The following is a 24663-nucleotide window of genomic DNA, read 5'->3' on the forward strand; positions in this document are numbered from 1 at the left end:
TGAATAAAGAGAAACTACATGAAGGAGAACATTATGGTATCAGCTAAAACAAGATTTTGGATATTAATTGCACTTGTAACCATCTCAGGCTTTTCTCAAGGAATGTTACTCCCTCTCTTGGCTATTATTTTAGAACAAAATCAAATTTCTTCTACCATCAACGGACTTCACGCAACTGGTTTGTATGTCGGTGTTTTAATCGCCTCCCCGTTCATGGAGAAGCCGATGAGGAAGCTTGGGTTTAAACCAATTATTGTTATTGGTGGACTACTTGTATTTGCCTCCCTAGCATTGTTTCCATTATGGCAGTCTTTATGGTTTTGGTTTGTTTTAAGGATGATGGTTGGGATTGGAGACCAAATGCTTCATTTTGGGACCCAAACTTGGATCACCACAACAGCATCAAAAGAATCAAGAGGGCGTAATATTGCTTATTATGGCATGTTTTTTGGTTTAGGTTTTGCACTCGGTCCACTAATGACAAGATTGCTTTCCATCCATGAGACTCTTCCTTTCTTTGTGTCGGCCGGTTTAAGCATGATCGTTTGGTCACTAATGTTATTTGTAAAAAACATGTGGCCTGCTGAAGACTATGATTCTGGAAGTGGTTCAAGCTCGATCAAACGCTTTATTCAAACAGGAAAAATCGCCTGGGTCGCCCTATTACCTAGTTTTGGTTATGGATTTCTCGAAGCGACGCTACATAGTATCTTCCCTATTTATGGTTTACGAATTGGCCATAATGTCGACATACTATCCATACTTATTCCTTGCTTTGCCATTGGAAGTCTTATTACACAGCTTCCACTCGGTATACTGAGTGATCGAATTGGCAGAAGGAAAATATTACTGTTCGTTCTTACTGGAGGAATTGCGTGCTTTGTTATGGCAGCATACATGGAGGCATCGGTTACTGCGCTATTCATCCTATTTACATTGGCAGGTATGTTCGTAGGATCGCTGTTCTCATTAGGTATTTCGTACATGACAGATTTGTTACCGGGTAATTTACTACCAGCAGGAAACCTGATGATCGGAATAGCTTTTAGTCTTGGCAGCATTAGTGGGCCATTTTTAGGAGGCTTATATGTAGAACTCTTCCCAGGAGTATCTTTCTTTTACATGATTGGAGTAATGCTCATTCTTATTCTTGCAGCCATTTATTTTAAAAGAGATAAGAAAGTAATGGCAGCCTAGCAGTGTTAAGAACAAAAGCCAAATGGAGTACAAAATCCATTTGGCTTTTTAAAATTTTATAATGATTATCCTTATTATCCCGGAGCAACCGTCCGTAAGTCTCGCGCTTCAAAACACGAAGTGAAATAGTTAGTTTTTAGTGAGAGTAAACGGACTTACATGCCAATTCCTTCAACTAACAATCAGTGGGGGGATATTGAAAGCCCCATTGATTGAAGTTTCACTTTATAAGAAACGGCTATAATGCTCTTCCAAGCGATCCTGAAAGAAGGAAATAACGATACATACCGGCCAATAAATAAGTGCAACGAGAATGTACATAGTCATTGCATCAAATTCTCTCCCGGCTACAATTTGCGTCTTTTGAAACAGCTCAGGAACTGTAATGACAGCAGCCAGGGAAGTCGCCTTTACAATATCCATAAACACATTCGTAAGTGGTGGTATTGCAATCCGTGTCGCCTGTGGAAGGATAACCTTCCGTAATGTCATAGAATAACTCATATTAAGCGCTTTTGCTGATTCCCATTGTCCGTGATCGATACTGTTTAACGAAGAGCGATCAATTTCTGCAATGTATGCAGCACTATTTAAACCAAAGCCTAAGCAGGCTGCTACTAATGCTGTAAATTCTATCCCGACTACAGGTAAACCGAAATATAATATAAAGAGAAATACCAGGATCGGGGTTCCACGCATAAAGGAGATATAAATCCTTGCTGGCCAGCGTAAAACGAATCGCTTGGAACCTCGTGCAAGCGCTAAAAACAGACCCAATACGAGCCCCATTCCCATACTCACAATCGATATAAGCATGGTCACTGGTAATCCGCCTAATACAAAGGGAAGATTTTCCCATGCAAGCACTGGATTAAATAATCCACCGAAGTCGAATACGCCTAGCATTATAATGGAATCCACTTATAGGTCAAGCCCTTCAAGTTCTTCAATTTCTTCTTCTGGTTTCTGGGAAGCATCTTCGTTATAAAACTTTTCCGCTAGCTTCGTCAGTGTACCGTCCTCACGCATTTCTGTAAGAGCCTTGTTTATTTCTTCTGTTAATGTATCTGCATCCTTTGGTATTACCACCGCTTGTTCTGTTGGGTGGAATTTCAAGTCTGGGTGTAAATGAATATCGAAGTCTGGGAATCCTGCAACTCCGAACTTAGAAAGATAATAATCATTTACAATAACATCTGTTCTACCATTATCCACGTCACGTAAATATGCTTCATTTGGTGCATTTCCATATGTTTTAATTTCAGCTCCATAATGCTCTGCAATTTGGCTATAAATGGTAGTTGCACCACCACCAGCGACTTTCCCTTCAAGATCCTCTAAAGAAGAAATCCCAGAATTGTCATCTTTCCTTACAACCATTGTAGAATACGAATATTTATAAGGCTCACTAAAATTAAATTCTTTTTTTCTTTTATCTGTTGCTTCCACATCATTTGCTGCGACATCAATACGTCCACTTTTCACAGCAGGAAGCATACCATCAATTCCCATGATTTCAAAGGAAACATCTAAATCTAGACGTTTGGCAACTTCACGCATTACTTCCACATCATATCCGGTCAACTGATCTTTACTTTCTTCCTCTCCATCGTAATAAGAAGCAGCCATTAACGTTCCGGAAGTGCCGACTACAATTTCCCCAGCGTCTTGGATTTCTGCCCATCTTTCATCTGTCCCACTTGTTTCGTTATTACTGTTACCTTCATTTTCTTCAGCGCCACACGCACTAACAAAAGCTACAATGGCAACCAATGAAAGCAATACCAATATTTTCTTCACTACCCTTCACCCCTCTTGTTATATTTAAAAATGACATTATGATTGTAACAGTTTGTATAAATAATTTCAAAATTTATTTACAGATAATTTATTTATTTATTTATTTATATTAGTTTGGCATAGGGATAGGTTTTTAACCAAAATAAAAAATCAGTGAGGCGTATAGACCTCGCTGATTTTTTATTTTTGATGATACATATGCGTTCTCTGGAATGGTCATTAAGACTTTAACCTATATTCCCTTATAACAGCGTTCAGAATTCCACCTGCCATAATGATAATACCAGAAAGATAAAACCAAACCATAAGTACAATAACCGTTCCTAAACTTCCATAAGTTGCTGAGTAATTTCCGGCTGTGCTAACATAATACGAAAACCCAAGTGAAGCAAGTTGCCATAAAAGAGTAGCAAATAGAGCACCCCATACAGTGTTTTTTAAAAAAACATTGAGATTTGGTGCAAGCCTATACAACGCAACCAGCACGATAAAGATTACAATGGAAGAAAGAATCCAGCGTAGCCCTTGCCAAACAAGAAGAAACCCTTCTGATAGACCAACAAATGAAAATAGATAAATGCCGATCATTCGTCCAAAGATAGGTAAAAGAAATGCTATAGAAATAACTAAGACCATGGCAACGGTGAGAACAATCGCAATAAGACGTGATACAATAAACGATCTGTTTTCTTCCACTCCGTATGCAACATTGAAACCTCTCATGATAGCATTTACTCCATTTGACGCTGCCCAAAGCGTTGCAATAAACCCAAATGACAATAACCCTCCATTTTGTTGTTCAAGCAACCCACTAACATTTGTGGTGATTAAGTCTACAATTTGTGGAGGTGCATAGGTATTTATCATATCGAGTATTGCCAAATTATCAAAAGGTAAATAACCGACTAATGTTAAAAGGAACAATAGAAAAGGGAATAATGATAACAGGAAAAAATATGCCAGTTGTGCAGCCAGACCAAAAACATCTACCTCTTCAAGCTTGGCATACAATTTTTTAACAAAGTTTAGTACTTTGCTCACGTATACACACTCCTATTAAATCTGTCATCCCTACTCTATTCTGTCTGTTTGATTTTTATTTGTATATTTATCTAATGTTGCTTCCACTTGCTCTAATGCATTAATAGTGCTTTGTGCTCCTGTGGAAAAGTTTTGATTAAATGTATTAAACGCTTTTCTTACATTTCTAACTGCTTCAGAGGGGTTTCTCAAAACAGATTGCGAACCATATTTCATGTTAGTTAACTTCATGCGGGAATAATTCCGTGTTTCTCTGTCGAATAACGTGATGGCACCTCCAACAAGTGCCCCAATTAATACACCAACTACAAGCTTACGATTACCCATTTTGTTTTCTCTCCTTTTTCTGCGTAATAAACAAAGCTCTTTCTAGCTTTTCCAAACTTTTATATTTTAAGAGCTTATCCAATAATATCTTTATTATAAGCAACTTACCAAGGAGGAAGCAATGGTTAGCTGTTTAGTGAAAAATCTATAGAAAAAGGCTTGACTAAAATTTTCATAATATTTAATATTATAAAATAACAAGGGAGGGGTTTAAATGGAGGAAGTAATTGGCTTCATAAGTGACATAGTATGGGGACCACCAATGCTTATATTGATCGTGGGAGCCGGTCTATACCTAACTTTACGCTTAGGTTTTTTACAGTTTCGAACATTGCCCTATGCATTAAAGTTAGCCTTTAGTCCAGCGCGACAGGATAAGGAATCAAAGGGCGATATCAGTCATTATCAGGCTTTGACAACAGCCATGGCAGCAACAATCGGAACCGGGAATATCGTTGGGGTAGCAACAGCCGTTGTTTTAGGTGGCCCTGGTGCTGTGTTATGGATGTGGGTCACAGCGCTTCTAGGTATGGCAACAAAATATTCAGAGGCCATACTGGCTGTTAAATACCGTGAAGTCAACAGCAAGGGGGAAATCTCAGGTGGTCCTATGTATTATTTGGAAAAAGGACTAAAAGCCAAATGGCTTGGTGTTCTTTTTGCAATATTTGGGTCCTGTGCAGCTTTTGGGATCGGAAATATGGTGCAATCAAATTCTGTTTCAAAAGCAATGTCCGATTCTTTTAATGTTCCATCATGGGTGACTGGCATTTTACTTACTTTCTTAGTCGGTCTCGTTATACTAGGCGGTATTAAAAGCATTGGTAGAGTTACTTCTTTCTTTGTGCCAATCATGGCAGCCTTCTATGTTTTAGGTGGAATTATTATTATGATTCTAAATTTTGATCTTGTTCCACAAGCGGTAGGTCTTATATTTAATGATGCATTTACAGGTAGTGCACTCGGTGGCGGGATACTAGGAACAGTTATTCGTTATGGTGTAGCGCGTGGAGTTTTCTCCAATGAAGCGGGTCTCGGATCTGCACCTATAGCAGCCGCTGCAGCTAAAACAGATTTACCGGGCAGACAGGCGCTTGTTTCTATGACCCAGGTTTTTATTGATACGATTATCGTTTGTTCCATTACTGGGATTACAATTGTTATGGCAGATATGTATGGAGGCGGGCTTGAAGGCGGTGACCTTACAACAGCTTCATTCTCTGCATTCCTTGGTAGTACTGGTGGATATATTGTTACGATCGGAATTGTATTATTTGCCTTCTCTACCCTAGTAGGCTGGTCATACTACGGAGAGAAATGTTTTGCTTATCTTTTCAGTGATAAGGCTATTCCTTACTATCGTATTGTCTTTGTTGCCGCAGTAATGTATGGCGCTATGGAAGAACTCAGCGTGGTATTTGGCATCTCAGACATAATGAATGCTCTAATGGCAGCACCGAACCTCATTGGTTTAATTGGGTTATCTGGTGTAGTGGTCTATGAGACGAAGCGTTTCCTAAAAGTGGCTAAAGAGGAGAAACTTCAAGATAAGGAAAGAAAAGCACGGGTTGGATAGGATAATCAGAAAGAAGAAGCTGGGACATAACTAAAAGTACCAATGCATCAATGCGAATAATACTTTCTAGCATCACTTCGGCAGAACACTCCGCTTTCCACGGGCACGGCCTCAGCCTCCTCGTGGAAAGGGCACCACTGCGGGGTCTTCGACTCGTGCTTTTCCCGTCGGAGTCTCCGTTTACTGCCTACGCTTAAATAAAATATAACCCGAACTAAGCAATCCTTTATTATAGGATTTACATAATAGTTCGGATTTTCATGTAGGAAAAGTGACTTTTGGCCCAACCTCGAATTTTATATAATAGGTTGTCGTTATGCTAGTGGTGCAATACAGGTGGCATCATTATTTTTTGCAGTGTTTACATAGGTGGAGACATCATAGGCGTTAAGGTTATCTATATCAATGTTCTCAAGAAATGTATGCATAGCCGCAGGCTCCTCTTTTTGCGGAAGTATCCATTCCGTCTCCTTTTCTTTTGGTAAGATAATGGGCATGCGATGATGAATATCCTGCATAAAAGGATTAGCTTCCTTAGTTAAAATGGTACAGGTGAAGAGTTCTTTTTCCTCTTGCTCCCATCTGTCCCAGAGTCCAGCAAATGCAAATAGCTTCCGGTCTGCCAATTGAATTCGTTTCGGCTGTTTTCCCTCTTTCGTTTTTTGCCATTCAAAAAAGCTATCTGCAATAATGAGACAACGTTTTTGGGCCATTAGTTTTTTAAAGCTAGGTTTTTCATGTGCTGTTTCACTTCGCGCATTAATCATCTTATAGCCAACCTTTTCATCTTTTGCCCAAGATGGCACTAATCCCCATCGTAAAAAACCTGCACGCTTTTTCTTTCCATCATGAATGATAGCTAATACTTTTTGACCAGGTGCAATATTATAGCTTTGTTCAAACCCATTTATATTGTTTTGTTCCAAATCAAACGATCGCAAAATTTCCAGTTCATCCGCGAGTAACGTGTACCTTCCACACATCGATTTGCCCCCTACCTACTACTATTGTCTCTAGAATATACTTAAATCCCACTGTGTTGCAATATGACGAAGTAGCCTAATTCCTGCTGTACTATTTCCTCTGCTATCCAATGCCGGTCCATAAACCGCGATGCCACAACCATCCATAAACGGGAGGGGTTCATTTCTTACTCGTGGTGGAGAAACGGCAATAATGCCTCCTGACACGCCACTTTTAGCTGGTATGCCGACATAGGCTGCGAATTTCCCTGAAGCGTCATACATGCCACATGTTAACATGAGCGCTTTCGCTAATCGTGCAACCTGTCTCGGAATAAGCTCTTGTTCTGAATCAGGATCTTTTCCATCATTTGCAAGAATAAGGCCAATCCGAGCTAAATCATCTAGAGACACCTCAAGAGAACACTGTTTAAAGTAAGTATCAAGTGTAACCGAAAGATCTGAATCTAAAAAGCCTGTCTCTAATAAATAATAACCAATTGCCCTGTTACGCATGGAAGACTCCTGTTCAGACTGATAAACCTCATCGTTAATAGGTGGTCGATGTCCAAGTATTTCCTCTAATAACGTCAGCAGCGGTTCCAGCTTTTCCTCTGAAGTTTCCCCATCTAGCATAGAAGATACTGTAATGGCACCTGCATTTACTAGTGGGTTAAATGGTTTTTTTAATGGCTTCATTTCCAAATGCATGATGGAATTGAAGGCCTCTCCCGTTGGCTCCACGTCCACCTTGTCCAACATATAGGCAACTCCTCTTTCCATGCATGCGACGATGAAGCTTAGTACTTTGGAAATACTTTGTATGGTAAACCGGACATCAGCATCACCAGAGCGAATTTTCATCCCATGCATGCCAATAATCGATATCCCGAGATGGTCCTGATTCGCTTCACCTAACGCAGGTATGTATGAAGCAACTTCCCCCTCTGAAGTATGTTTTCTGTAAAAAGATACCCAATCATCTACATACTCCTGCAGCCATTTTTGTGTCATCCCAGTATTCCAATTCACTGTTCCTTGTACCATACATGAATCCTCCTGTCCGTAATCTATAAATACATTCCCTTCTGTTTTTCCCCTAAACACATGGAATTATAAACAGAAATCTTAATAGAGATATGACCTGTCTTTGATTTGTGTGTGGGTTGATCGGCGCTGGCCTGTGGTTGGTTGGATCTCTTATATGGTTGATTGACATGGAGTTTTGATCGATTGAACTTCTTATGTGGTTGATTGACACGGGGCCATGATTTATAACTAAAAAAAAGAGGCCAACCTAAGTCAGCCTCCTTACAAAAATATTATTTTCCGATAAATTGTTGTGTCCAGTGGTTACCTTGTTCTACATAACCAACACCGATGTGTGTAAAGTTACCATTCATAATGTTTGCACGGTGACCTTCACTGTTCATCCAAGCATTTACTACTTCTTGTGGTGTACGTTGACCTTTAGCAATGTTTTCACCAGCAGTGCTGTAGCTAATTCCGAATTGTTTCATCATATCAAACGGAGAACCGTATGACGGACTGTTGTGGGCAAAGTAGCCGTTTGATGCCATATCACGTGATTTTTCTCTTGCAACTTTGCTTAGTTCTGTATCAATTTTTAGTGGTGAAAGCCCTTGTTTAGCTCTTTCTTGATTTGTTAATTCTACAACTTCTTGTTCAAACTGGCTTAGTTCTGAAGATTGGTTTTGCTGCTCTTCAGCTTGTTGATTCTCTTCTGCTACTGGTTGTTGTGGTGCTGGTGCTTCTGTATTTTCTTCTTTTGGTTCGTCTTGCTTAGGTTGCTCTTGTTTCGGTTGTTCTTCTTCTACTGGCGTTTTTTCTTCAGTTTGCTCTTGTTTTGGTTCTTCTTGTTTTGATTCTTCTTGCTTTGGTTCTTCTTTCTCTACTACTTGCTCTTTTGGTTCGTCAGCTTTTTCTTCTTTTGCTGGTTGCTCTTCTTGATTCTCAGGTTGTTTTACTTCTTCTTTAGAACCTGTATTTTCTTTTTGTTCAACTTGAATTTTATTCCAATTAAAGTCTTTCCAGTTAAGTTGGAACATTGAAAGATATTTATTTACAAGTTCATTGATATTATTATCAGAAACTTTATCCCAATTCCCATTAATAGAATAGTAGATTTTATATATATGATTCTGATTTAGATCCTTTGCTTGTGCGTCAACAGAATTTTGAAAAGCTCCTCCAAATAATAAAGCAGCTGATAATGCTGTAACTATGCTTACTTTCTTAAACATCTTGCTACACTCTCCTTTTGGCTTGTTTTGTTTTGCAGGATTATCATAGCATGGTTTTTTTGTAATATTTGTGGCATTCTTTGCCAAAGTAGATATATAGACTTATTAGTTTGCCGAATAACCTTAGAACCCTTGTAATGAAAAGAAGATTAATATGACCTAAAAACGGGTAAACAGGAAAAAGTTCTGTGACAAGGAAATTTTTACTACTAAATGACTATTGACACCCTTGAAAGCCGCGTCTTTTTATTACAAATTCTGATAACTTGTAACGAAAATGTTACTTGCTTTCACCTGACAATATGGTTTATTTTTGTCACAACTCAAATAGAATCTATTGCCAAAATATGTGCATTGTATTACTACCCCCAGAAAGTATACTATTTAATAGAATGACTGTATGAGAAAATTGTCATCATTGGAGGATATTATATGTTATCTACTGCAGAAATCGGTATTGATTTAGGTACCGCAAATATACTGATATATTCAAAGACTAAAGGAATTGTATTAAATGAACCATCTGTTGTTGCAATTGATGTTAATACGAAGCAAGTGGTAGCGGTAGGAACCGAAGCAAAACAAATGGTTGGTAAAACACCGCAAAATATCATTCCAATTCGCCCATTAAAAGATGGCGTTATTGCGGATTATGATGTAACGGCTCAAATGCTAAAAGAGTTTTTGAAAAAAGTAAGTAAGAAAATCGGCATGTCTATGAGGAAACCAATTGTTGTTGTATGTACGCCATCAGGAAGTACAACAGTAGAACGTCGTGCAATTCATAATGCTGTTACAAGTTATGGTGCGAAACAGGTACATTTAATAGAAGAACCTGTAGCAGCGGCAATTGGATCTGACCTTCCAGTTGACGAGCCTGTTGCTAATGTCGTAGTGGACATTGGTGGAGGTACCTCAGAAGTAGGAATTATATCGTTTGGTGGAGTTGTATCTTGTAATTCAGTTCGCACTGGCGGAGACAAAATGGATGAAGAGATTATCCACCATATCCGCAAGAAATATAATATCTTAATTGGTGAGCGTACAGCCGAAAATGTTAAAATGGAAATTGGCTATGCCCATCCGAATCATGATGAGGAAACGATGGAAATTCGTGGCCGAGATATGGTATCAGGACTTCCAAAAACAGTAATAATCACTTCTACAGAGATTCATTATGCTTTAAAAGAATCACTAGATTCAATACTAGAAACCATTCGCGCTACACTTGAAAACTGTCCTCCTGAATTAAGTGGGGATATTGTTGATCACGGTATTGTGCTTACTGGCGGCGGTGCATTGCTAAGAGGCATGCAGGAATGGTTATCAAATGAACTAATCGTTCCCGTACACCTTGCACCAAACCCACTCGAGTCTGTGGCCATTGGTACAGGACGCGCTCTAAAGATGATTAACAAACTACAAAAAGCAGCAAAATAGTCTCTCAAAGTGGAGATCGCCGACGAAAAAGCCTGTGTATTAAATACACAGGCTTTTTCTGACGGTAGAAAATTTGCGAGTTAGATAGAGTTCATACTCAGGGTGACTTGCTGATTATCGCACATTCTCTTGGGCGATACTCTCCTTTTGAGTGCGATATACTCACTCTCACATACCTTCTTCTTCCGCTCTATTATTCACTCACTTGAACTTCATCTATCAGTACACCACGTTTTTTCATTTCTACCATATATTTTTCACCTGGCACTATCTGCTCGGGTGGATATACCCCAGTCTGGCTTATCGTTTTATCGCCAATCATTTGGGCCACGACTGATATAGTATTAGCTGTAGCTCTTGCCATGGCTGTAATATTCACCTTATCGTCCTTAAAAGTTGTCATTTCGTACTGGTAGGTAGTCTTTTTGCCAACTTTCTCACCTGATACTATTACTCTTAATAGCACGGCGTCTTTTTTATCCTTAAGATCTACAATAGGCTTTAAGACTTTTAATAGTACTTCTCTTGGGCTCACCTGTTTACCGTGCACATCTACTTTATAATTCTTTTTTGTAAGATTTAAATCTACTAGTAGTTTGAATTTCTCTGCATGTCCCGGATAGCGAATTGTTTTGTATTCTAATGTGTTTAAATGAGGATAGGTAAGGGATAAAGTGGAGGTCCCTCCAGACGTATGGAACGCTTCCAAAGGACCGAATCGATTAAAATAAATGCTTTCCACTTCTGATAAGGAGGGGACCTCCTGTTTTAAGCCATTACGGATGACGAGAGCTGGGTCTGTATAATGATCTAAGACTCCTTCCATTGAAAATACATGGTTGTATTCTAGAGGAGGATCAGGTTTAACTGGTATCCCACCAACATAAAGTTTAATTGTATGCAGCTTATCAAGTTTTCCAGCTCCATAACCTGATAGAATATTAATCATGCCTGGCGCAACTCCGAGATCAGGAATGATTGTAATACCAGCAGCTTTAGCCTCTTCCCTTAGCGCCAAGACTGCATTTGTCATATTTCCAATATGTCCACCTAAATCAACTGCACTTACACCAACTTTGATTGCGGTTTTGGCTACTTGTTCATTAAAAGAGTAAAATAGCGCGTTAATGATAACATCAAATTGGCACATGTATGCAGCTAGGTCTTCCTCGTCTTTAGCGTTTACCCGATAAGCTTTCAGTTTCGAAGAGCCTATTTGATTACACACATCTTCGGCTAACGAGAATTGAATGTCTGCTAAACCAACATCGCTAACACCGTCACTTGCTACGAGATCACGGGCAGCTTCCTTGCCCATTAATCCTGCTCCAAGCACACCTACCTTCATACCTTTCACACCCCTTCGAAGTCCTCTTTACTCAACATCAATTTGTGCCCGCTGGAGTTTCCCACTGTAATCTACGTAAATAGCCTTCCATTCTGTAAAAACATCTAATGCCTGTACTCCTGAGTCACGATGTCCATTACCTGTTCCCTTCGTACCACCGAATGGCAAATGGATTTCTGCACCAGTGGTCCCTGCGTTCACATAGACAATGCCTGTATCAAGGTCACGCTGTGCCTGAAATACACGATTTACATCTTTCGTAAAAATACTGCTTGATAGGCCAAACGCTACACTATTGTTAACTTCGATTGCCTCCTCAAAGTTTTTGATAGGAATTAAGGACACAACAGGTCCAAATATTTCTTCCTGCGCAATCCGCATATTAGAAGAGACGTCAGTAAACAGTGTAGGAGCAAAATAATTTCCTTTTTGTTTCTCCCCATCTGTTAATGCATGCCCTCCTGCCAGTAATCTAGCTCCTTCTTCTTTTCCAATGTTGATATATGAATCTATTTTCGCAAGTCCGGCCTCATTAATAATAGGTCCAACCTTTATCGTTTCATCTGCTCCATTTCCAATCGTAAGCTCCTTCATCCTAGTAAGCAGTCGTGCTTCTAAGTCTACTTTCACTGTCTCATGTACAATCACTCTGCTACACGCAGTACACCGCTGTCCACTTGTACCAAAAGCACTCCATAATATGCCTTCTACTGCAAGATCAATATCTGCGTCATCCATAACAATAACAGCGTTTTTTCCACCCATTTCAAGAGAAACTTTTTTTAATTGTCGACCACAAGCAGCTGCAATTTCTCTCCCCGTATCATTAGAGCCGGTAAAAGAAATCACCTGCACATCACCATGGTGAACCAGAGCATTCCCTACTTCACTACCTGAACCGAATACTACATTCATTACACCTTTGGGAAGTCCAGCCTCCTCGAAAATTTTTGCAAGTTCAAAAGCCATAATTGGTGTTTCTGTCGCTGGTTTCCACACGACGGCATTGCCTGCAATGATCGCAGGAAAGGACTTCCACGTAGCTATGGCAATAGGGAAATTCCACGGTGTAATAATTCCTATTACTCCGACTGGTACCCGCTGGCTCATTGCGAATTTATCTCTGAGTTCTGCAGGTGTTGTCTGACCAAACAGCCTTCTTCCCTCACCTGCCATGTAGAACGCCATATCAATTCCTTCTTGCACTTCTCCTCGTGCTTCCTCAATTACTTTTCCGTTTTCTTTTGTCAAAAGCTGAGATAGTCGCTCTTTTTTCTCTTTCATTAAATAACCTACACGATACAGAACCTCAGCTCGCTGCGGTGGTGGTACATGAGCCCATTCTCTTTGGGCTTTTTTAGCTGCAAGAACCGCTTCATCTACATGTTTTTCAGAAGATAATGGTACTTGGACAATTGCTTCTCCTGTAGCAGGATTTATAACAGCTGTTGAACGATCAACTTCTTGCCACTTTCCATTAATAAAATTTTGTAGTTTTTCCGCTTCCAGCTTTACCATATTAGCCACCACTTCCTTTAATCATTTTTGTCAATCAGTGAACTGTTAGCACATATAAGTGTTATACTCTCGACTAGGTCACTAACCTTTTTGTCTTCCACAATACATTTTATTTCTAAATTATTTTCATATGACGTATTTCCTTTATCTGTCCAATTTTTGGTAAACCAAAACTAGACCTACCTGTTTCAGAGAGTGAAATCCTTGTATGTAGCTACTCAAGACTATAGTTACTAAGATTGAAAAAACGATTTGCTCTTAATGTTTTAAAAAATCATGAAATATAGTGATAGCTTTTGTTAGAATAGAAGACACAATACTTTTATAGGAAGAGGCGGGACAAGTGAATATAGAAAAGTCGTATGCTGTAGAACTAGATCAGCAGGATGAATTAATAAGTTTTCGTAAAGAATTCTATCTAGAAAAAGACACCATTTATTTTGACGGAAATTCCCTTGGTCTTTTATCAAAACGTGCGGAGCAAAACGTCTTATCCTTATTGGCCTCTTGGAAGGAATTTGCCATTGATGGATGGACAGAGGGAGAACATCCTTGGTATTACTTATCTGAAAAGTTAGGAAAACTTTCTACACCTTTAGTTGGAGCTGATGAAGATGAGGTTATTGTAACAGGTTCCACGACTACCAATTTGCATCAATTAGCTGCTACCTTCTTCCACCCTGAAGGAAAACGCACAAAGATTTTGGCAGATGAATTAAATTTTCCATCTGATATTTATGCTATAAAAAGCCAGCTTGAACTTAAAGGGTTAGACCCAGAAGAACATCTTGTTCAAGTGAAGAGCAACAATGGCAACACATTAGACACAAGTGACATAGTAGAAGCGATGACAGAGGATATTGCACTCATTATCTTGCCAAGTGTGCTTTATAGAAGCGGTCAGCTCTTAGACATCCCCACATTAACGAAAGAAGCACATAAACGTGGAATTAAGATCGGGTTTGATCTATGCCATTCCATTGGCTCCATTCCACATCACTTATCTGATTGGGATGTTGACTTTGCATTCTGGTGTACATATAAACATTTAAATGGTGGACCAGGAAGTGTGGGCGGTCTTTATGTAAACAAAAAGCATTTTGGTAAAAAGCCAGGGCTTGCTGGATGGTTCAGCTCTGCAAAAGATAAGCAGTTTGATATGGAACATACTTTATCACCAGCTTCTACTGCTGGTGCTTACCAAATTGGAACACCACATGTGCTAAGCATCGCACCATTAATTGGTTCGTTGGAAATGTTTAAGGAAGCAGGAATCAATAAGATAAGAGAAAAATCGCTTCAATTAACGGCATACCTAATGGAGCTTATTAAAGCTGAGCTTTCTACTCATGGCTTTACGATCGCCAATCCCGAGGACGAAACATCGCGTGGTGGACATGTCTTTCTCATTCATCCAGAAGCTGCTCGAATTTGTAAAGCATTAAAAGCCAATGGAGTAATACCAGACTTTCGTAATCCAAATGGCATCAGACTGGCACCTGTTGCACTTTATAATACGTATGAAGAAGTGTGGGAAGTAGTCGCAAAACTAAAGAAGATTATGGAAGAACGAAGCTATAAAAACTATGAGAATAAGCGAGGAGTGATTGCATAATGACAAATTGGATTGATATCTCTCAACCTCTTACAAATGACATGGCACACTGGCCTGGTGATACTCCTTTCCAATATAGTCTAACTTTTTCTAAGGAAGAGACTGGCTCAGTAAACATCGGGCAAATGACTGCCAGTCTGCATACAGGAACACATGTAGACGCACCTTTTCACTATGATTCAAAAGGAAATACGATAGACATGCTTGACCTTGAGCGATACATCGGGGAGGCAATCGTCGTAGATGTGAGTCATACTGATGAGGTAAATCTTGAGGTGTTAAAACAGACAGAGTTGAAAGGAAGAACGAGGGTTTTGTTAAAAACATCCCTCCCCAACAATCCAAAACGTTTTCCAGACACCATGCCTACTATTGCACCAGATATAGCAGCATATTTACAGGAGAAAGGCGTTACGCTATTAGGGGTAGATATTCCTTCAGTAGATCATACGGATAGTAAGGAGCTTGCAACACATCATGCCCTATACCAGCATGACATTAACATTTTAGAAAATATTATGCTAGACAATGTGGAAGCCGGTTTATACGAACTTATTGCATTACCACTAGCCATTCACGGAGCTGACGGGAGTCCGGTACGTGCTGTCATCAGACCATTATCTAAAGAGGAGAGAACCAAATAATGAAAGACAACAAGACGAACGATACTTTTAAAACAGAAAAAGGCATTCATACCGATTTTAAGGAAAAGATGACCTATGGCGACTACTTACAGCTAGATACCTTACTGGATAGTCAAAAGCGACTATCTAATCATCATGATGAAATGCTTTTTATCGTAATTCATCAAGTAAGTGAACTTTGGCTTAAATTGATAATCCATGAAACACAGGCTGCGATTACAGCGATTCAAAACGGGGAACTACAAGCTTCTTTTAAGATGCTGTCACGTGTCTCTAAGACCCAAGCACAAATTATACAAGCATGGGATGTTCTTTCCACCCTTACCCCTGCTGAATACATGGAATTCCGTGATGACCTAGGAAATGCCTCCGGTTTTCAATCCTATCAATATCGTCTTGTCGAATTCGTGCTTGGCTACAAAACGCCATTTATTCTAAAAATATATGAAAAAGACCCAAAAGTGCATACTATTATGGAAGAAGCCTACCACGCTCCAGGACTTTATGATGTATCTATTGAGGCACTATCTCGTGCTGGTTTTGAGATCAATCCTGAAGTCCTTTCCAGAGATTTTTCCAAAACATATGAGAAAGATGACTCCGTTGAAGCAGCATGGATGGCTGTCTATCAAGACGTAGATACTAACTGGGAGCTTTATCAGCTAGCAGAAAAACTCGTCGATATTGAAGATTGGTTTCAGCAATGGCGTTTTCGCCACATGAAGACAGTGGAAAGAATAATTGGACACAAGACTGGCACAGGAGGTTCTTCAGGTGTTGGTTATTTGAAAAAGGTGTTGGATCATTATTTCTTCCCAGAGCTATGGTCCATTCGAACAAAGCTTTAATTGTTAATTAAACATAGCAACTGGTATACTGAATAAAAATTTACAACTTAGATGTTCGAAAGAGAGGCATATGATGGGTAACAAAACGGAACAATGGTCTACAAAACTTGGATTCATATTATCTTCAACAGGTGCTGCAATTGGTCTTGGTGCCATCTGGAAATTCCCTTACATGACCGGCATGAATGGTGGAGGAGCATTTTTCCTCGTCTTTATCGCCTTTACTATAATTATCGGCCTTCCTATTCTAATTGCTGAGTTTGTGATCGGACGCGGGGCACAAAAAGAGGCTGTCTCTGCGTACAAAATACTGGCACCACGATCAGGCTGGTCTTTTATTGGGAAATGGGGGGTCGCTGGCGCTTTCCTGCTTTTATCCTTTTATAGCGTGGTTGGTGGCTGGGTACTCCTTTATAGTTTGATGTCTATACCTGGAATGATTATTAAAGAGAATGCGGACTACGCGGCACTGTTTGGAACAATAACTGGCAGTCCCTTCTTCACCATTCTAGGACTCGCGCTTTTCCTGTTGATTAATGTCATTGTGATTTCATTTGGTATTAAAAATGGAATAGAGAAATCAAGTAAAATATTAATGCCACTCCTTTTCGTTTTCTTTATTATTTTAGTAATTCGTGCACTAACATTTGAAGGCGCAATGGAAGGAATCACCTTCTTCCTGAAACCCGACTTTTCCGAGCTAACTGCAAGTAGCATTCTTTATGCACTTGGGCAATCTTTTTTCTCCCTTGCTGTAGGGATATCTGTCATGGTTACATACAGTTCCTATTTAAAAAAGGATGTTAGTCTGCCAATGTCAGCAGGAATGGTATCCATTATGAATATTTTCGTATCCCTTTTAGCAGGCTTGGCTATTTTCCCCGTAGTGTTCGCTTTTGGGCTAGAACCTTCAGAAGGACCGGGATTATTATTTATTGTTTTACCTGAAGCATTTTCACAAATGCCGTTTGGTGAGCTATTCTTGAGTTTGTTCTTGTTATTATTTTTATTTGCGGTACTGACATCTTCCTTCAGTATGCTGGAAATTATCACTTCCGCTTTTTCCGAAAAGAAACAGCGTTCTCGTAAAAAGGTTGCATCGGTCGCTGGCATTTTTATCTTTATAGCTGGCATCCCTGCAGCTTTGTCATCAAGTAACTTATCAGAGTTTAAAATCTTTCATTTAACCGTCTTTGATGCAACAGACTTTTTAGTTAGTAACATTATGTTACCTGGTGGGTGTCTTTTCATCGCTTTATTCATTGGCTTCAAGATGGAAAGAAGTTTAGTACGTAATGAATTCTTTTATGGAAATAATATATCAGCAGGTGTTTATACTTTATGGTTCCAGCTAATTCGTTGGCTCGTTCCTTTAACGATTATTATTGTCGTATTGAACTCTTTTGGAATAATTTAGGCAGGAGGAATGACGTTGAAGCAAAGAATAGTTATTGTCGGTGGAGTTGGCGGGGGCGCTACGGTAGCTGCCCAAATTAGGCGAACCGACAAAGAAGCCGAAATCCATCTTTTTGAAAAAGGAAGCTATGTTTCTTTTTCTAACTGCGGAATGCCTTATTACCTCGGAGGTGTACTTGATAGCCGGGAAGACATACTTTATCCAGCTGAGGAATTTGAAGAGAAATTTAGCCTTCATGTTCATACAGAAACAGAAGTTACAAAAATTGCACGGGAGCAAAAACAAATTACATTCCAAAAACAATTTAATTCCATACAAGAGGGAACTTTGTCATATGACAAGCTTATTCTCTCACCAGGTGCACATGCCTTATGCCCAGAGATTGATGGCATGAACGATGAGCGAACCTTCACGTTGCACACCATTTCAGACATGGATACCATTGATCAATTTATTGAAAGACACCAACCAGCCACAGCTGCTGTAGTCGGTGGTGGATTTATCGGGCTTGAAATGGTGGAAAACCTGCATGCTAGGGGTATCCATTGTACGGTCATTGATAGAGGCGATCAGGTAGCAAAATTAGTAGATATTGACCTGGCAGAACATGTTTCCGCACATCTAGCTGAAAAGAACGTAGATGTTAAATTAGATGATGGGCTTTCTTCTTTTTCAAATGATGGTAAAAAGCTTCACCTAGAAAGTGGAAGTACCATTGATGCCGAGATGACCATCCTTGCAATTGGTATACGACTGAACACGCAACTTGCAGTCGATTCTAAGTTGAAGATCGGTAATACAGGAGCTATCGCAGTTAACGAATTTATGCAAACGTCCGATCCTGATATTTATGCACTTGGTGATGTAGTGGAAACATTTGATAGCATAACGGGAGCAGATCGTCATGTTGCACTCGCATGGCCTGCACACAGGCAAGCTTTCATCATTGCAAGCCATTTAACGAACGAAAAGATTGCCTACCAAGGAACGATGGGTACGAGTATTTTAAAGGCATTTGACCTTACCTTAGGATCTACAGGGCATACGAGTACTACCTTGAAGCAGGCAGGTTACACATTTAAAGAAGCTGTCCTACAGGCTCATTCAAACGCTAGCTATTATCCTGGGTCTGATAAGCTTTGGATTAAAATTTTATTTGATGAAGTAACTGGCTTGCTATATAGCGGACAAGTAGTAGGATATGCTGGTGCTGATAAACGATTGGCTGTATTAGCCACAGCTATCAAAGGTAAATTAACTGTATACGACTTACAAGAGCTTGAATTAGGTTATGCGCCACCATTTTCAAGCTCCAAGGATCCTTTGAATATATTAGGATATAAAGCCGCAGCTATGTTGTAATGAAGCTAAAAAACCGCATGAACAAGAGGGGATGGCCCCTAAGTTCATGCGGCTTTATTTAATTACTGATTTTATAAGTCTTCTTCAAAGCGATAAACCAATGTGAAGTTGTTCTCATCAAGCAATTCTGCAACATGGACACGCACACCATGACCAAATACTACTTCGTCTTCTGTCATTGCAACGATCATTGCTTTCGTACTGTTTTTGACATCAATGTAAATGTCCCCGACTACTGGTTTAAGGGAATTATCACTTTCAGCTAAATAGCTGATGGACTCATCCTCTAATTGCTGAGCTTCGGGCACAAGATTTTTATCATAGTAAGCAATCTCCTGGCTTGCATCAGTTCTCCCAGGAACCATGACAACATACTCATTATGCTTTACACCATTATCTCTTGTGGTAACCACATTGCCATCCTCAACAGTGTCCACTTTTTCAATTTCATTTAATGAATAGTGATCAAGGAAGTCTGGTGCAGGTTTGATAATCAAGATATAATCGCCAGGTTCTGGCTTACGGTCTTTGTCTACAGTATAACGTTTACCGTAGAAGATGAACGTATCGTTATGCTGTGGTCTGTAAAGTGTAATTTCACTTGCTTTCGTCAGGATTTGTTTCATATCTTTCAGACGATACAAATGGACAGATTTCTTAAACATTGGTTTTACCGTATATACTTTATGTAGCTCGTTATTATAATGTACGAACTGTCCTTTTCTGACCTGAAATAATTTCATTCGGCAACCTCCTACATAATAATGCATTCTGAGTCTATTATAACTACATTTCCACAAAAATAAAGTCTAAAATTATGATTCCTTAAAGTCGCACAAATTAAACATATTTCTGCAAATTGCCTTGATGTTAAATTAAGTTGCAGCATCAATCCCATAGTTCCTGTCTTCAGTTACTGCTAACGTACATTTTTCTCCATATGAACGAAAGGCAATTCTGTGTCCACCTCTCCTAAAATCCGCTTCACTTGAATCTTTTCACCTTCCAACCATTTCTGGAAATCAAAAATCATCGGTTCTCGGTCTCCACCTAGTGCAAACCATACCTTTCCGTCTTGGGGAAAATATGCAGAAGTGTGAATCGTCCCTGCCCATTGCTTATACTTTGTGGAAAACACACCTTTATCCGAATCGTTTAACATACGAAATGCTTTATAAGCATCAAGTACATTTTCTTTCTGTTTTTCGATTGCAGCATAACGTTTATACGAATCATCCAGGTGATGGCGATTTTCTTCTTTCTGGATTTCAAAATGGTTCGTACATATATTTGACCTGCGAACTTCGACTGCTCTAGGTGTGGCTTCCACTACATAGGTTTCACCAGCCTTATCCAATAGGACATAACTAAAAGAATGACGGTGCGGTATTTCTTTTAATAATGAGATTGCCTGCTCAACATCCGCACACGTTTCCAAAAGAATCCTACCTATCATATTACAAATAAAGCCATCACCAGGCTTTTTACGATGCATAAAATTATAGCCCATCGCAAGGCCTTTTTCATTCATTCCATCCATTCTTCCAGTAATACGTTGGGATGGTCCGATCACAGCATAACCTTGGTCACTCGGTTGAAAAATCGTATACCTGCCTTCATATGTTTTTGGATGATAATCATAATTTCTTATCATGTAATCAGTTCCTGTGAAAATAGAGCACCCACTTTTCATATATTCCAATCGGTATCCACCAAACTCCTGCAAGACATCCTCCATTTTCCATTCAAGAGCATCCTGTAGTCCGCGAAGCTCCTCCCAAATAGCCGGTGCAAATGGAAGCAAAACATTCTTTACTTCTTCCTCAGAGATGGAAAAACGCGGGCGACGTATTTTCCATTGTTTTTTTCTATTTTGTAAGGTGAAAGAATCTTTTAATTCTCTTCCTTGATTAAAGCCAAAATCGTAATGGCTTCCACGAAATTGCACAATATCGCTATATATTTGTTTCATTTAATCCCTCATTTTTTATTGTATATAAAACTCAGTCTAATATATAACTAGATGTTTTCAAATAAAATTGCCCTAGAATGAAACTATTGCTTGTTACAAACGTATTACATAAGGAGAAAACTAATAGGAGTTGAAACCATGACAGGGATCTTAAGCACCACGATACTCTCATTCATATTGTATCTAATTATTTCACTGTTTTTTGTTATAAATAATAAAAAACATCGTAAGACCACAATAAAAGCAGTTTTACTAATTTTTATCGTATTATTTATTATCGGGGCTGTTACCATATACTTTATTATGCTGCCGATGACTATTCCCAATATGACAATTTCTAATATTGTGTTTGGGATTGCCGGTATGGTTGGACTATATGCATTAACGACAAGCCAGCCATTCACAAAGTCTAGCAAGCAATTGGATAGTGTATCTGGGGCAATAATCATCCTAGCCATTTTGGCAGTGCCTACTTTCTTTGTATTAGGTATTTTTGGCTTACAGGACACACATGATTCTATTCCAAAAAACGAAGTACCTGAGGCAAAACCATTGGATAAGGACGCTACCCCTATTGTAGTATCCCCAGAATTTGCCCGGAATAAGGTACAGAAAGCGATGAGCGTTGTACCAAACACGCAGTTTTACGATCTAGGTAAGTTGCAAGTACAGAAGATTGGGGATGACATTGTCTTTGTTGCACCAGTGGAATTCACCGATTTTTGGCGTTATTTCCGTGGTAAGGAAACGGAGGGCTATTTCACAATTTCTGCTACAGATATTAATGCCCAGCCACAGTTTGTGGAAAGTAAAATGAAATACACACATTCAAGCTTTTTTAACCACAATGTAAAGCGTACCGTATACGGAGCATATCCGAGCTACATCCATAGTGGAGATCCACAGGTTGAAGTAGATGAGGATGGCAAGCCATGGTATGTCCAAACCCTTTATAAACCGATTGGTCTTACGAATAAACCAAATGTTGAAAAGTTAAATGTAGCTGTTGTCGATCCCGTTACTAGCGATGTTACATTGTATAAAACGAGTGAAGCACCTGAATTTATAGATGGTTCTGTTAGTTCAGAAATGGCCTCTGACGAGAACGAATATTTTGGTAAATATGTACATGGTTGGTTGAACTCCATTTTTGGTAAAAAGGATGTAAAAATCCCCAATGGGTCTGGCACAGAGAGCAATGTAACACCTATCTTTGATGAGAATGGTGAAATGCACTACTTTACTGACATGTCTTCACCAAAAGAGAATATTGATTCTGCTTTAGGTTATACATTAATACATGCTCGTACAGGAGAACTTACCTATTACAATGGCGAGAAAAATAATGGGATAATGGATAGTAAAGGTGCAAAAGAAATCGTAAACAAAGAGTTTCCTGAGAAGAATTGGACCGGTTCTATGCCTGTACTTTACAATATTGATGGGGACCCAACATGGGTTGTAAATGTACTGGATCCAAACGGTTTATTTAAACACTATGCCTACATTAAGGCAGCTGATTCAGATTTTGTCGTATTCGGAGATACTGCTAGAGGAACCTTAGAGTCCTATCGCCTAGCTCTTGCTCAGGATCCGAGTAATGTCTCTTCTACTGGAGATGCTACCTTAGAGCAGCGTAGTGGAGAAGTGGAACGTGTACTTGTTAGTAATCAAGATAGTGGGCAAGTTGTCCAATTTTTGATTGAAGGTGACACCACAATTTACAATGTAAATTCCGGGAAGGCTCCACTTTCCATATTCTTGCAACCTGGTGACAATGTTTCACTTGAAGCAAATATTCGTGATAACAATACTGGTATAGTAGAAAGCATTGACATAGAAGGGCTTACAGAATAATGAGAGAGCAGGCTGTTGGAAAACAGCCTGCTCTATTGTTTTTCAGATCTTTTATCATGCTTTATCTTGATAAATAACTTCGTGAAACCATATGCTAGAAAAGATACAACGATATCAATAAGAAATAAATAAAAGAGGTTCATTCCTTTATGCATTTCTATCAGTCCCACCAAATGAGAAATGCCTCCAAATCCAAAAGCAAAAAGTAAAGAAGCCCCAACAAAGTAAAGTAAAGGATTCTTGTTACGTTGAGTACAATATTGATAAACCAGCATGAATGCAACCGGAAATATGACGGTCGTTACGGAAAAACCTACAGGCAGCAAGTAGGTCAGACTATGAGGATGTAGTAAATAATTGTTAGAGGATAATATATTATCTATGTTGGCCCATAGGACATGTGCTGAATACCCGAAAAATGAAATCTCAAAAAGCCTTTTTCGGTCAAGCAAGACATATAGGAGCAGTAATGGTAAAAAAATGGACAGAAGGTTAAACCAAAAGTACCATGTTTCAAAATCAGAATAATTATTCCAGAAATCGCGTTGCAAAGCAGCGAGCTGTTCTTTCACTCCATATATTTTTTGGTATAATTGTTCTTTACTCATTTATAAACCACCTAATTTAAATAATAGGCATAGTTTATACATTGCGAACAAAACTATTCCCTAAAAAACCTCTCTCTCATTGATCCGCTTTCCAATCTTGTTTCATTATCTTAAATAATTTCACGAAAACAAACGCAAGAGATACAGTAATAACGTCAATTAAGTAAAGGAACACATAATTCATTCCTTTGTTCATTTCAAGAAAACCTAGTGATACATATAACGGACCCATAGCAAAAGCAAAAACGAGGTTAAGTAAGGCAATATAAATAAAAATATTCTTCTCTTTCTTTATACAATGTTGATAAACAAGCATGAACACAATAGGAAACAGTACCGTTGTGGAAGTTATTCCTGTGGGCAAAATATAAGTGAAAGAATGCGGGTAACTAAAGTAATTTAGATGTGTTAATACCTGATCCGTGTTAGCCCAAAGGATATGTATTGTAAAACCAAAAAATGAAATTTCAAATAGTCTTTTTCTATCTACAGTAAAATATAGAAAAACTAAAGGAATAATTAAGCTACCTAACAGAAACCAAAAGCGCCATGTATCAAATCCTGTAGACATTTCCCAGTATGTTTTTTCTAAATGATGAAGCTGTTCTTTGATTTCAATAATTTTATTATAAAGTTGCTCTTCTGTCATGTTGACTCGCCCTCTCCTTATAATAGGCTTAGTTTAGGCATTATAATTAAAAGCATACCTTTTAAGGAAATCGATTCTCTAGCATCTGGGAGTGGTGTTTTTTTCTCTGAGGGCGATACTTCTCACTTCTTCTTTGCTGACATCTCTTCCCTTACAACCGATTTGATCACCATCATAGCTACGGCACTTTTCAGACCAGACAAAAAGACCTTCCAACA

At 39.0% G+C, this 24663-nt stretch carries 22 protein-coding genes; 9 read left to right on the top strand and 13 right to left on the bottom strand.

All coding sequences use genetic code 11. The features are described from left to right. The first annotated feature begins 33 nt into the window (after positions 1-33). Entirely contained in the window at positions 34-1197 is a 1164-nt protein-coding gene (locus BN985_RS16910; protein WP_042225022.1) for an MFS transporter, read from the top strand. Between the two features lie 225 nt (positions 1198-1422). Here BN985_RS16910 and BN985_RS16915 read toward each other — a convergent pair whose 3' ends face one another. The 4 genes from BN985_RS16915 to BN985_RS16930 form a co-directional block, all read right to left on the bottom strand. Beyond that, the gene (locus BN985_RS16915) at positions 1423-2103 is read right to left on the bottom strand and encodes an amino acid ABC transporter permease (protein ID WP_042225308.1); all 681 of its coding nucleotides are present in this window, start codon (positions 2101-2103) and stop codon (positions 1423-1425) included. Positions 2104-2118: 15 nt separating this feature from the next. Next, positions 2119-2997 carry a transporter substrate-binding domain-containing protein gene (locus BN985_RS16920; RefSeq protein ID WP_042225024.1) on the bottom strand — a complete coding sequence of 293 codons (879 nt, stop codon included), beginning with the start codon at positions 2995-2997 and terminating at the stop codon, positions 2119-2121. 219 nt (positions 2998-3216) lie between these two features. Further along, positions 3217-4038, bottom strand: coding sequence for a YihY/virulence factor BrkB family protein (locus BN985_RS16925; protein ID WP_042225026.1), 822 nt, complete (start codon positions 4036-4038; stop codon positions 3217-3219). 30 nt (positions 4039-4068) lie between these two features. Then, the gene (locus BN985_RS16930; protein ID WP_042225027.1) at positions 4069-4365 is read right to left on the bottom strand and encodes a YtxH domain-containing protein; all 297 of its coding nucleotides are present in this window, start codon (positions 4363-4365) and stop codon (positions 4069-4071) included. Between the two features lie 214 nt (positions 4366-4579). Between BN985_RS16930 and BN985_RS16935 the strand changes: the two genes are divergently transcribed. After that, positions 4580-5941, top strand: a complete 1362-nt coding sequence (locus BN985_RS16935) for an alanine/glycine:cation symporter family protein (protein WP_042225028.1) — start codon at positions 4580-4582, stop codon at positions 5939-5941. Between the two features lie 314 nt (positions 5942-6255). Here the strand turns inward: BN985_RS16935 and BN985_RS16940 are convergent, their stop codons facing one another. From BN985_RS16940 to BN985_RS16950, 3 genes are all read right to left on the bottom strand, one after another. Beyond that, the gene (locus BN985_RS16940; RefSeq protein WP_042225029.1) at positions 6256-6924 is read right to left on the bottom strand and encodes an SOS response-associated peptidase; all 669 of its coding nucleotides are present in this window, start codon (positions 6922-6924) and stop codon (positions 6256-6258) included. A gap of 30 nt (positions 6925-6954) precedes the next feature. Further along, positions 6955-7950, bottom strand: coding sequence for a glutaminase (locus BN985_RS16945; RefSeq protein WP_042225031.1), 996 nt, complete (start codon positions 7948-7950; stop codon positions 6955-6957). Between the two features lie 275 nt (positions 7951-8225). Next, positions 8226-9167, bottom strand: coding sequence for a CAP domain-containing protein (locus BN985_RS16950; protein WP_042225033.1), 942 nt, complete (start codon positions 9165-9167; stop codon positions 8226-8228). A gap of 432 nt (positions 9168-9599) precedes the next feature. Here BN985_RS16950 and mreBH point away from each other — a divergent pair, with 432 nt between their 5' ends. Beyond that, positions 9600-10607, top strand: a complete 1008-nt coding sequence (gene mreBH, locus BN985_RS16955; protein ID WP_042225034.1) for a rod-share determining protein MreBH — start codon at positions 9600-9602, stop codon at positions 10605-10607. A gap of 193 nt (positions 10608-10800) precedes the next feature. On the opposite strand, the gene BN985_RS16960 is transcribed toward mreBH, so the two are convergent. Both BN985_RS16960 and BN985_RS16965 read right to left on the bottom strand, forming a co-directional pair. Next, a complete protein-coding gene (locus BN985_RS16960; RefSeq protein ID WP_042225036.1) occupies positions 10801-11955 on the bottom strand; it encodes a saccharopine dehydrogenase family protein in 1155 nt (384 codons plus the stop codon). A gap of 27 nt (positions 11956-11982) precedes the next feature. Next, a complete protein-coding gene (locus BN985_RS16965; protein WP_042225037.1) occupies positions 11983-13473 on the bottom strand; it encodes an aldehyde dehydrogenase family protein in 1491 nt (496 codons plus the stop codon). A 343-nt stretch (positions 13474-13816) separates the two neighbouring features. Between BN985_RS16965 and kynU the strand changes: the two genes are divergently transcribed. The 5 genes from kynU (at position 13817) to BN985_RS16990 (ending at position 19359) form a co-directional block, all read left to right on the top strand. Then, positions 13817-15088 (top strand): kynureninase, encoded by a 1272-nt coding sequence (kynU, locus tag BN985_RS16970; RefSeq protein ID WP_042225039.1) that lies wholly within the window; start codon positions 13817-13819, stop codon positions 15086-15088. Further along, a complete protein-coding gene (gene kynB / locus BN985_RS16975; protein WP_042225040.1) occupies positions 15088-15732 on the top strand; it encodes an arylformamidase in 645 nt (214 codons plus the stop codon). The genes kynU and kynB overlap by 1 nt, the downstream gene beginning before the upstream one ends. Further along, positions 15732-16580, top strand: coding sequence for a tryptophan 2,3-dioxygenase (gene kynA / locus BN985_RS16980; protein WP_042225042.1), 849 nt, complete (start codon positions 15732-15734; stop codon positions 16578-16580). The genes kynB and kynA overlap by 1 nt, the downstream gene beginning before the upstream one ends. A gap of 73 nt (positions 16581-16653) precedes the next feature. Then, the gene (locus BN985_RS16985; RefSeq protein ID WP_042225043.1) at positions 16654-17997 is read left to right on the top strand and encodes a sodium-dependent transporter; all 1344 of its coding nucleotides are present in this window, start codon (positions 16654-16656) and stop codon (positions 17995-17997) included. Between the two features lie 15 nt (positions 17998-18012). After that, entirely contained in the window at positions 18013-19359 is a 1347-nt protein-coding gene (locus BN985_RS16990; RefSeq protein ID WP_042225044.1) for a CoA-disulfide reductase, read from the top strand. 71 nt (positions 19360-19430) lie between these two features. Here BN985_RS16990 and BN985_RS16995 read toward each other — a convergent pair whose 3' ends face one another. Then, positions 19431-20102: a hypothetical protein gene (locus BN985_RS16995; RefSeq protein ID WP_042225046.1), complete on the bottom strand. Its 672-nt coding sequence runs from the start codon at positions 20100-20102 to the stop codon at positions 19431-19433. Positions 20103-20278: 176 nt separating this feature from the next. Continuing rightward, positions 20279-21331, bottom strand: coding sequence for a C45 family autoproteolytic acyltransferase/hydolase (locus BN985_RS17000; protein ID WP_042225048.1), 1053 nt, complete (start codon positions 21329-21331; stop codon positions 20279-20281). A gap of 138 nt (positions 21332-21469) precedes the next feature. On the opposite strand from BN985_RS17000, the gene BN985_RS17005 reads away from it, so the two are divergent. Beyond that, positions 21470-23188 (top strand): DNA-binding protein, encoded by a 1719-nt coding sequence (locus BN985_RS17005; RefSeq protein WP_042225050.1) that lies wholly within the window; start codon positions 21470-21472, stop codon positions 23186-23188. Positions 23189-23220: 32 nt separating this feature from the next. Here BN985_RS17005 and BN985_RS17010 read toward each other — a convergent pair whose 3' ends face one another. Both BN985_RS17010 and BN985_RS17015 read right to left on the bottom strand, forming a co-directional pair. Beyond that, positions 23221-23796 (bottom strand): hypothetical protein, encoded by a 576-nt coding sequence (locus BN985_RS17010; protein WP_042225052.1) that lies wholly within the window; start codon positions 23794-23796, stop codon positions 23221-23223. 76 nt (positions 23797-23872) lie between these two features. Beyond that, entirely contained in the window at positions 23873-24445 is a 573-nt protein-coding gene (locus tag BN985_RS17015; protein ID WP_042225054.1) for a hypothetical protein, read from the bottom strand. Positions 24446-24663: the final 218 nt, after the last annotated feature.

Source organism: Oceanobacillus manasiensis (genome assembly GCF_000724085.1).
GTDB lineage: Bacteria > Bacillota > Bacilli > Bacillales > Amphibacillaceae > Oceanobacillus_B > Oceanobacillus_B manasiensis.

Bases quoted from the DNA above. Each gene is read 5' to 3' on its own strand.
- BN985_RS16945 (WP_042225031.1), bottom strand. From the start codon at position 7,950: ATGGTACAAGGAACAGTGAATTGGAATACTGGGATGACACAAAAATGG.
- BN985_RS17000 (WP_042225048.1), bottom strand. From the start codon at position 21,331: ATGAAACAAATATATAGCGATATTGTGCAATTTCGTGGAAGCCATTAC.
- BN985_RS16910 (WP_042225022.1), top strand. From the start codon at position 34: ATGGTATCAGCTAAAACAAGATTTTGGATATTAATTGCACTTGTAACC.
- mreBH (WP_042225034.1), top strand. From the start codon at position 9,600: ATGTTATCTACTGCAGAAATCGGTATTGATTTAGGTACCGCAAATATA.
- BN985_RS16915 (WP_042225308.1), bottom strand. From the start codon at position 2,103: ATGCTAGGCGTATTCGACTTCGGTGGATTATTTAATCCAGTGCTTGCA.
- BN985_RS16940 (WP_042225029.1), bottom strand. From the start codon at position 6,924: ATGTGTGGAAGGTACACGTTACTCGCGGATGAACTGGAAATTTTGCGA.
- BN985_RS17005 (WP_042225050.1), top strand. From the start codon at position 21,470: ATGACAGGGATCTTAAGCACCACGATACTCTCATTCATATTGTATCTA.
- BN985_RS17015 (WP_042225054.1), bottom strand. From the start codon at position 24,445: ATGACAGAAGAGCAACTTTATAATAAAATTATTGAAATCAAAGAACAG.
- BN985_RS16960 (WP_042225036.1), bottom strand. From the start codon at position 11,955: ATGAAGGTAGGTGTGCTTGGAGCAGGATTAATGGGCAAGGAAGCTGCC.
- BN985_RS16935 (WP_042225028.1), top strand. From the start codon at position 4,580: ATGGAGGAAGTAATTGGCTTCATAAGTGACATAGTATGGGGACCACCA.
- kynA (WP_042225042.1), top strand. From the start codon at position 15,732: ATGAAAGACAACAAGACGAACGATACTTTTAAAACAGAAAAAGGCATT.
- kynB (WP_042225040.1), top strand. From the start codon at position 15,088: ATGACAAATTGGATTGATATCTCTCAACCTCTTACAAATGACATGGCA.
- BN985_RS16965 (WP_042225037.1), bottom strand. From the start codon at position 13,473: ATGGTAAAGCTGGAAGCGGAAAAACTACAAAATTTTATTAATGGAAAG.
- BN985_RS16985 (WP_042225043.1), top strand. From the start codon at position 16,654: ATGGGTAACAAAACGGAACAATGGTCTACAAAACTTGGATTCATATTA.
- BN985_RS17010 (WP_042225052.1), bottom strand. From the start codon at position 23,796: ATGAGTAAAGAACAATTATACCAAAAAATATATGGAGTGAAAGAACAG.
- BN985_RS16930 (WP_042225027.1), bottom strand. From the start codon at position 4,365: ATGGGTAATCGTAAGCTTGTAGTTGGTGTATTAATTGGGGCACTTGTT.
- BN985_RS16995 (WP_042225046.1), bottom strand. From the start codon at position 20,102: ATGAAATTATTTCAGGTCAGAAAAGGACAGTTCGTACATTATAATAAC.
- BN985_RS16950 (WP_042225033.1), bottom strand. From the start codon at position 9,167: ATGTTTAAGAAAGTAAGCATAGTTACAGCATTATCAGCTGCTTTATTA.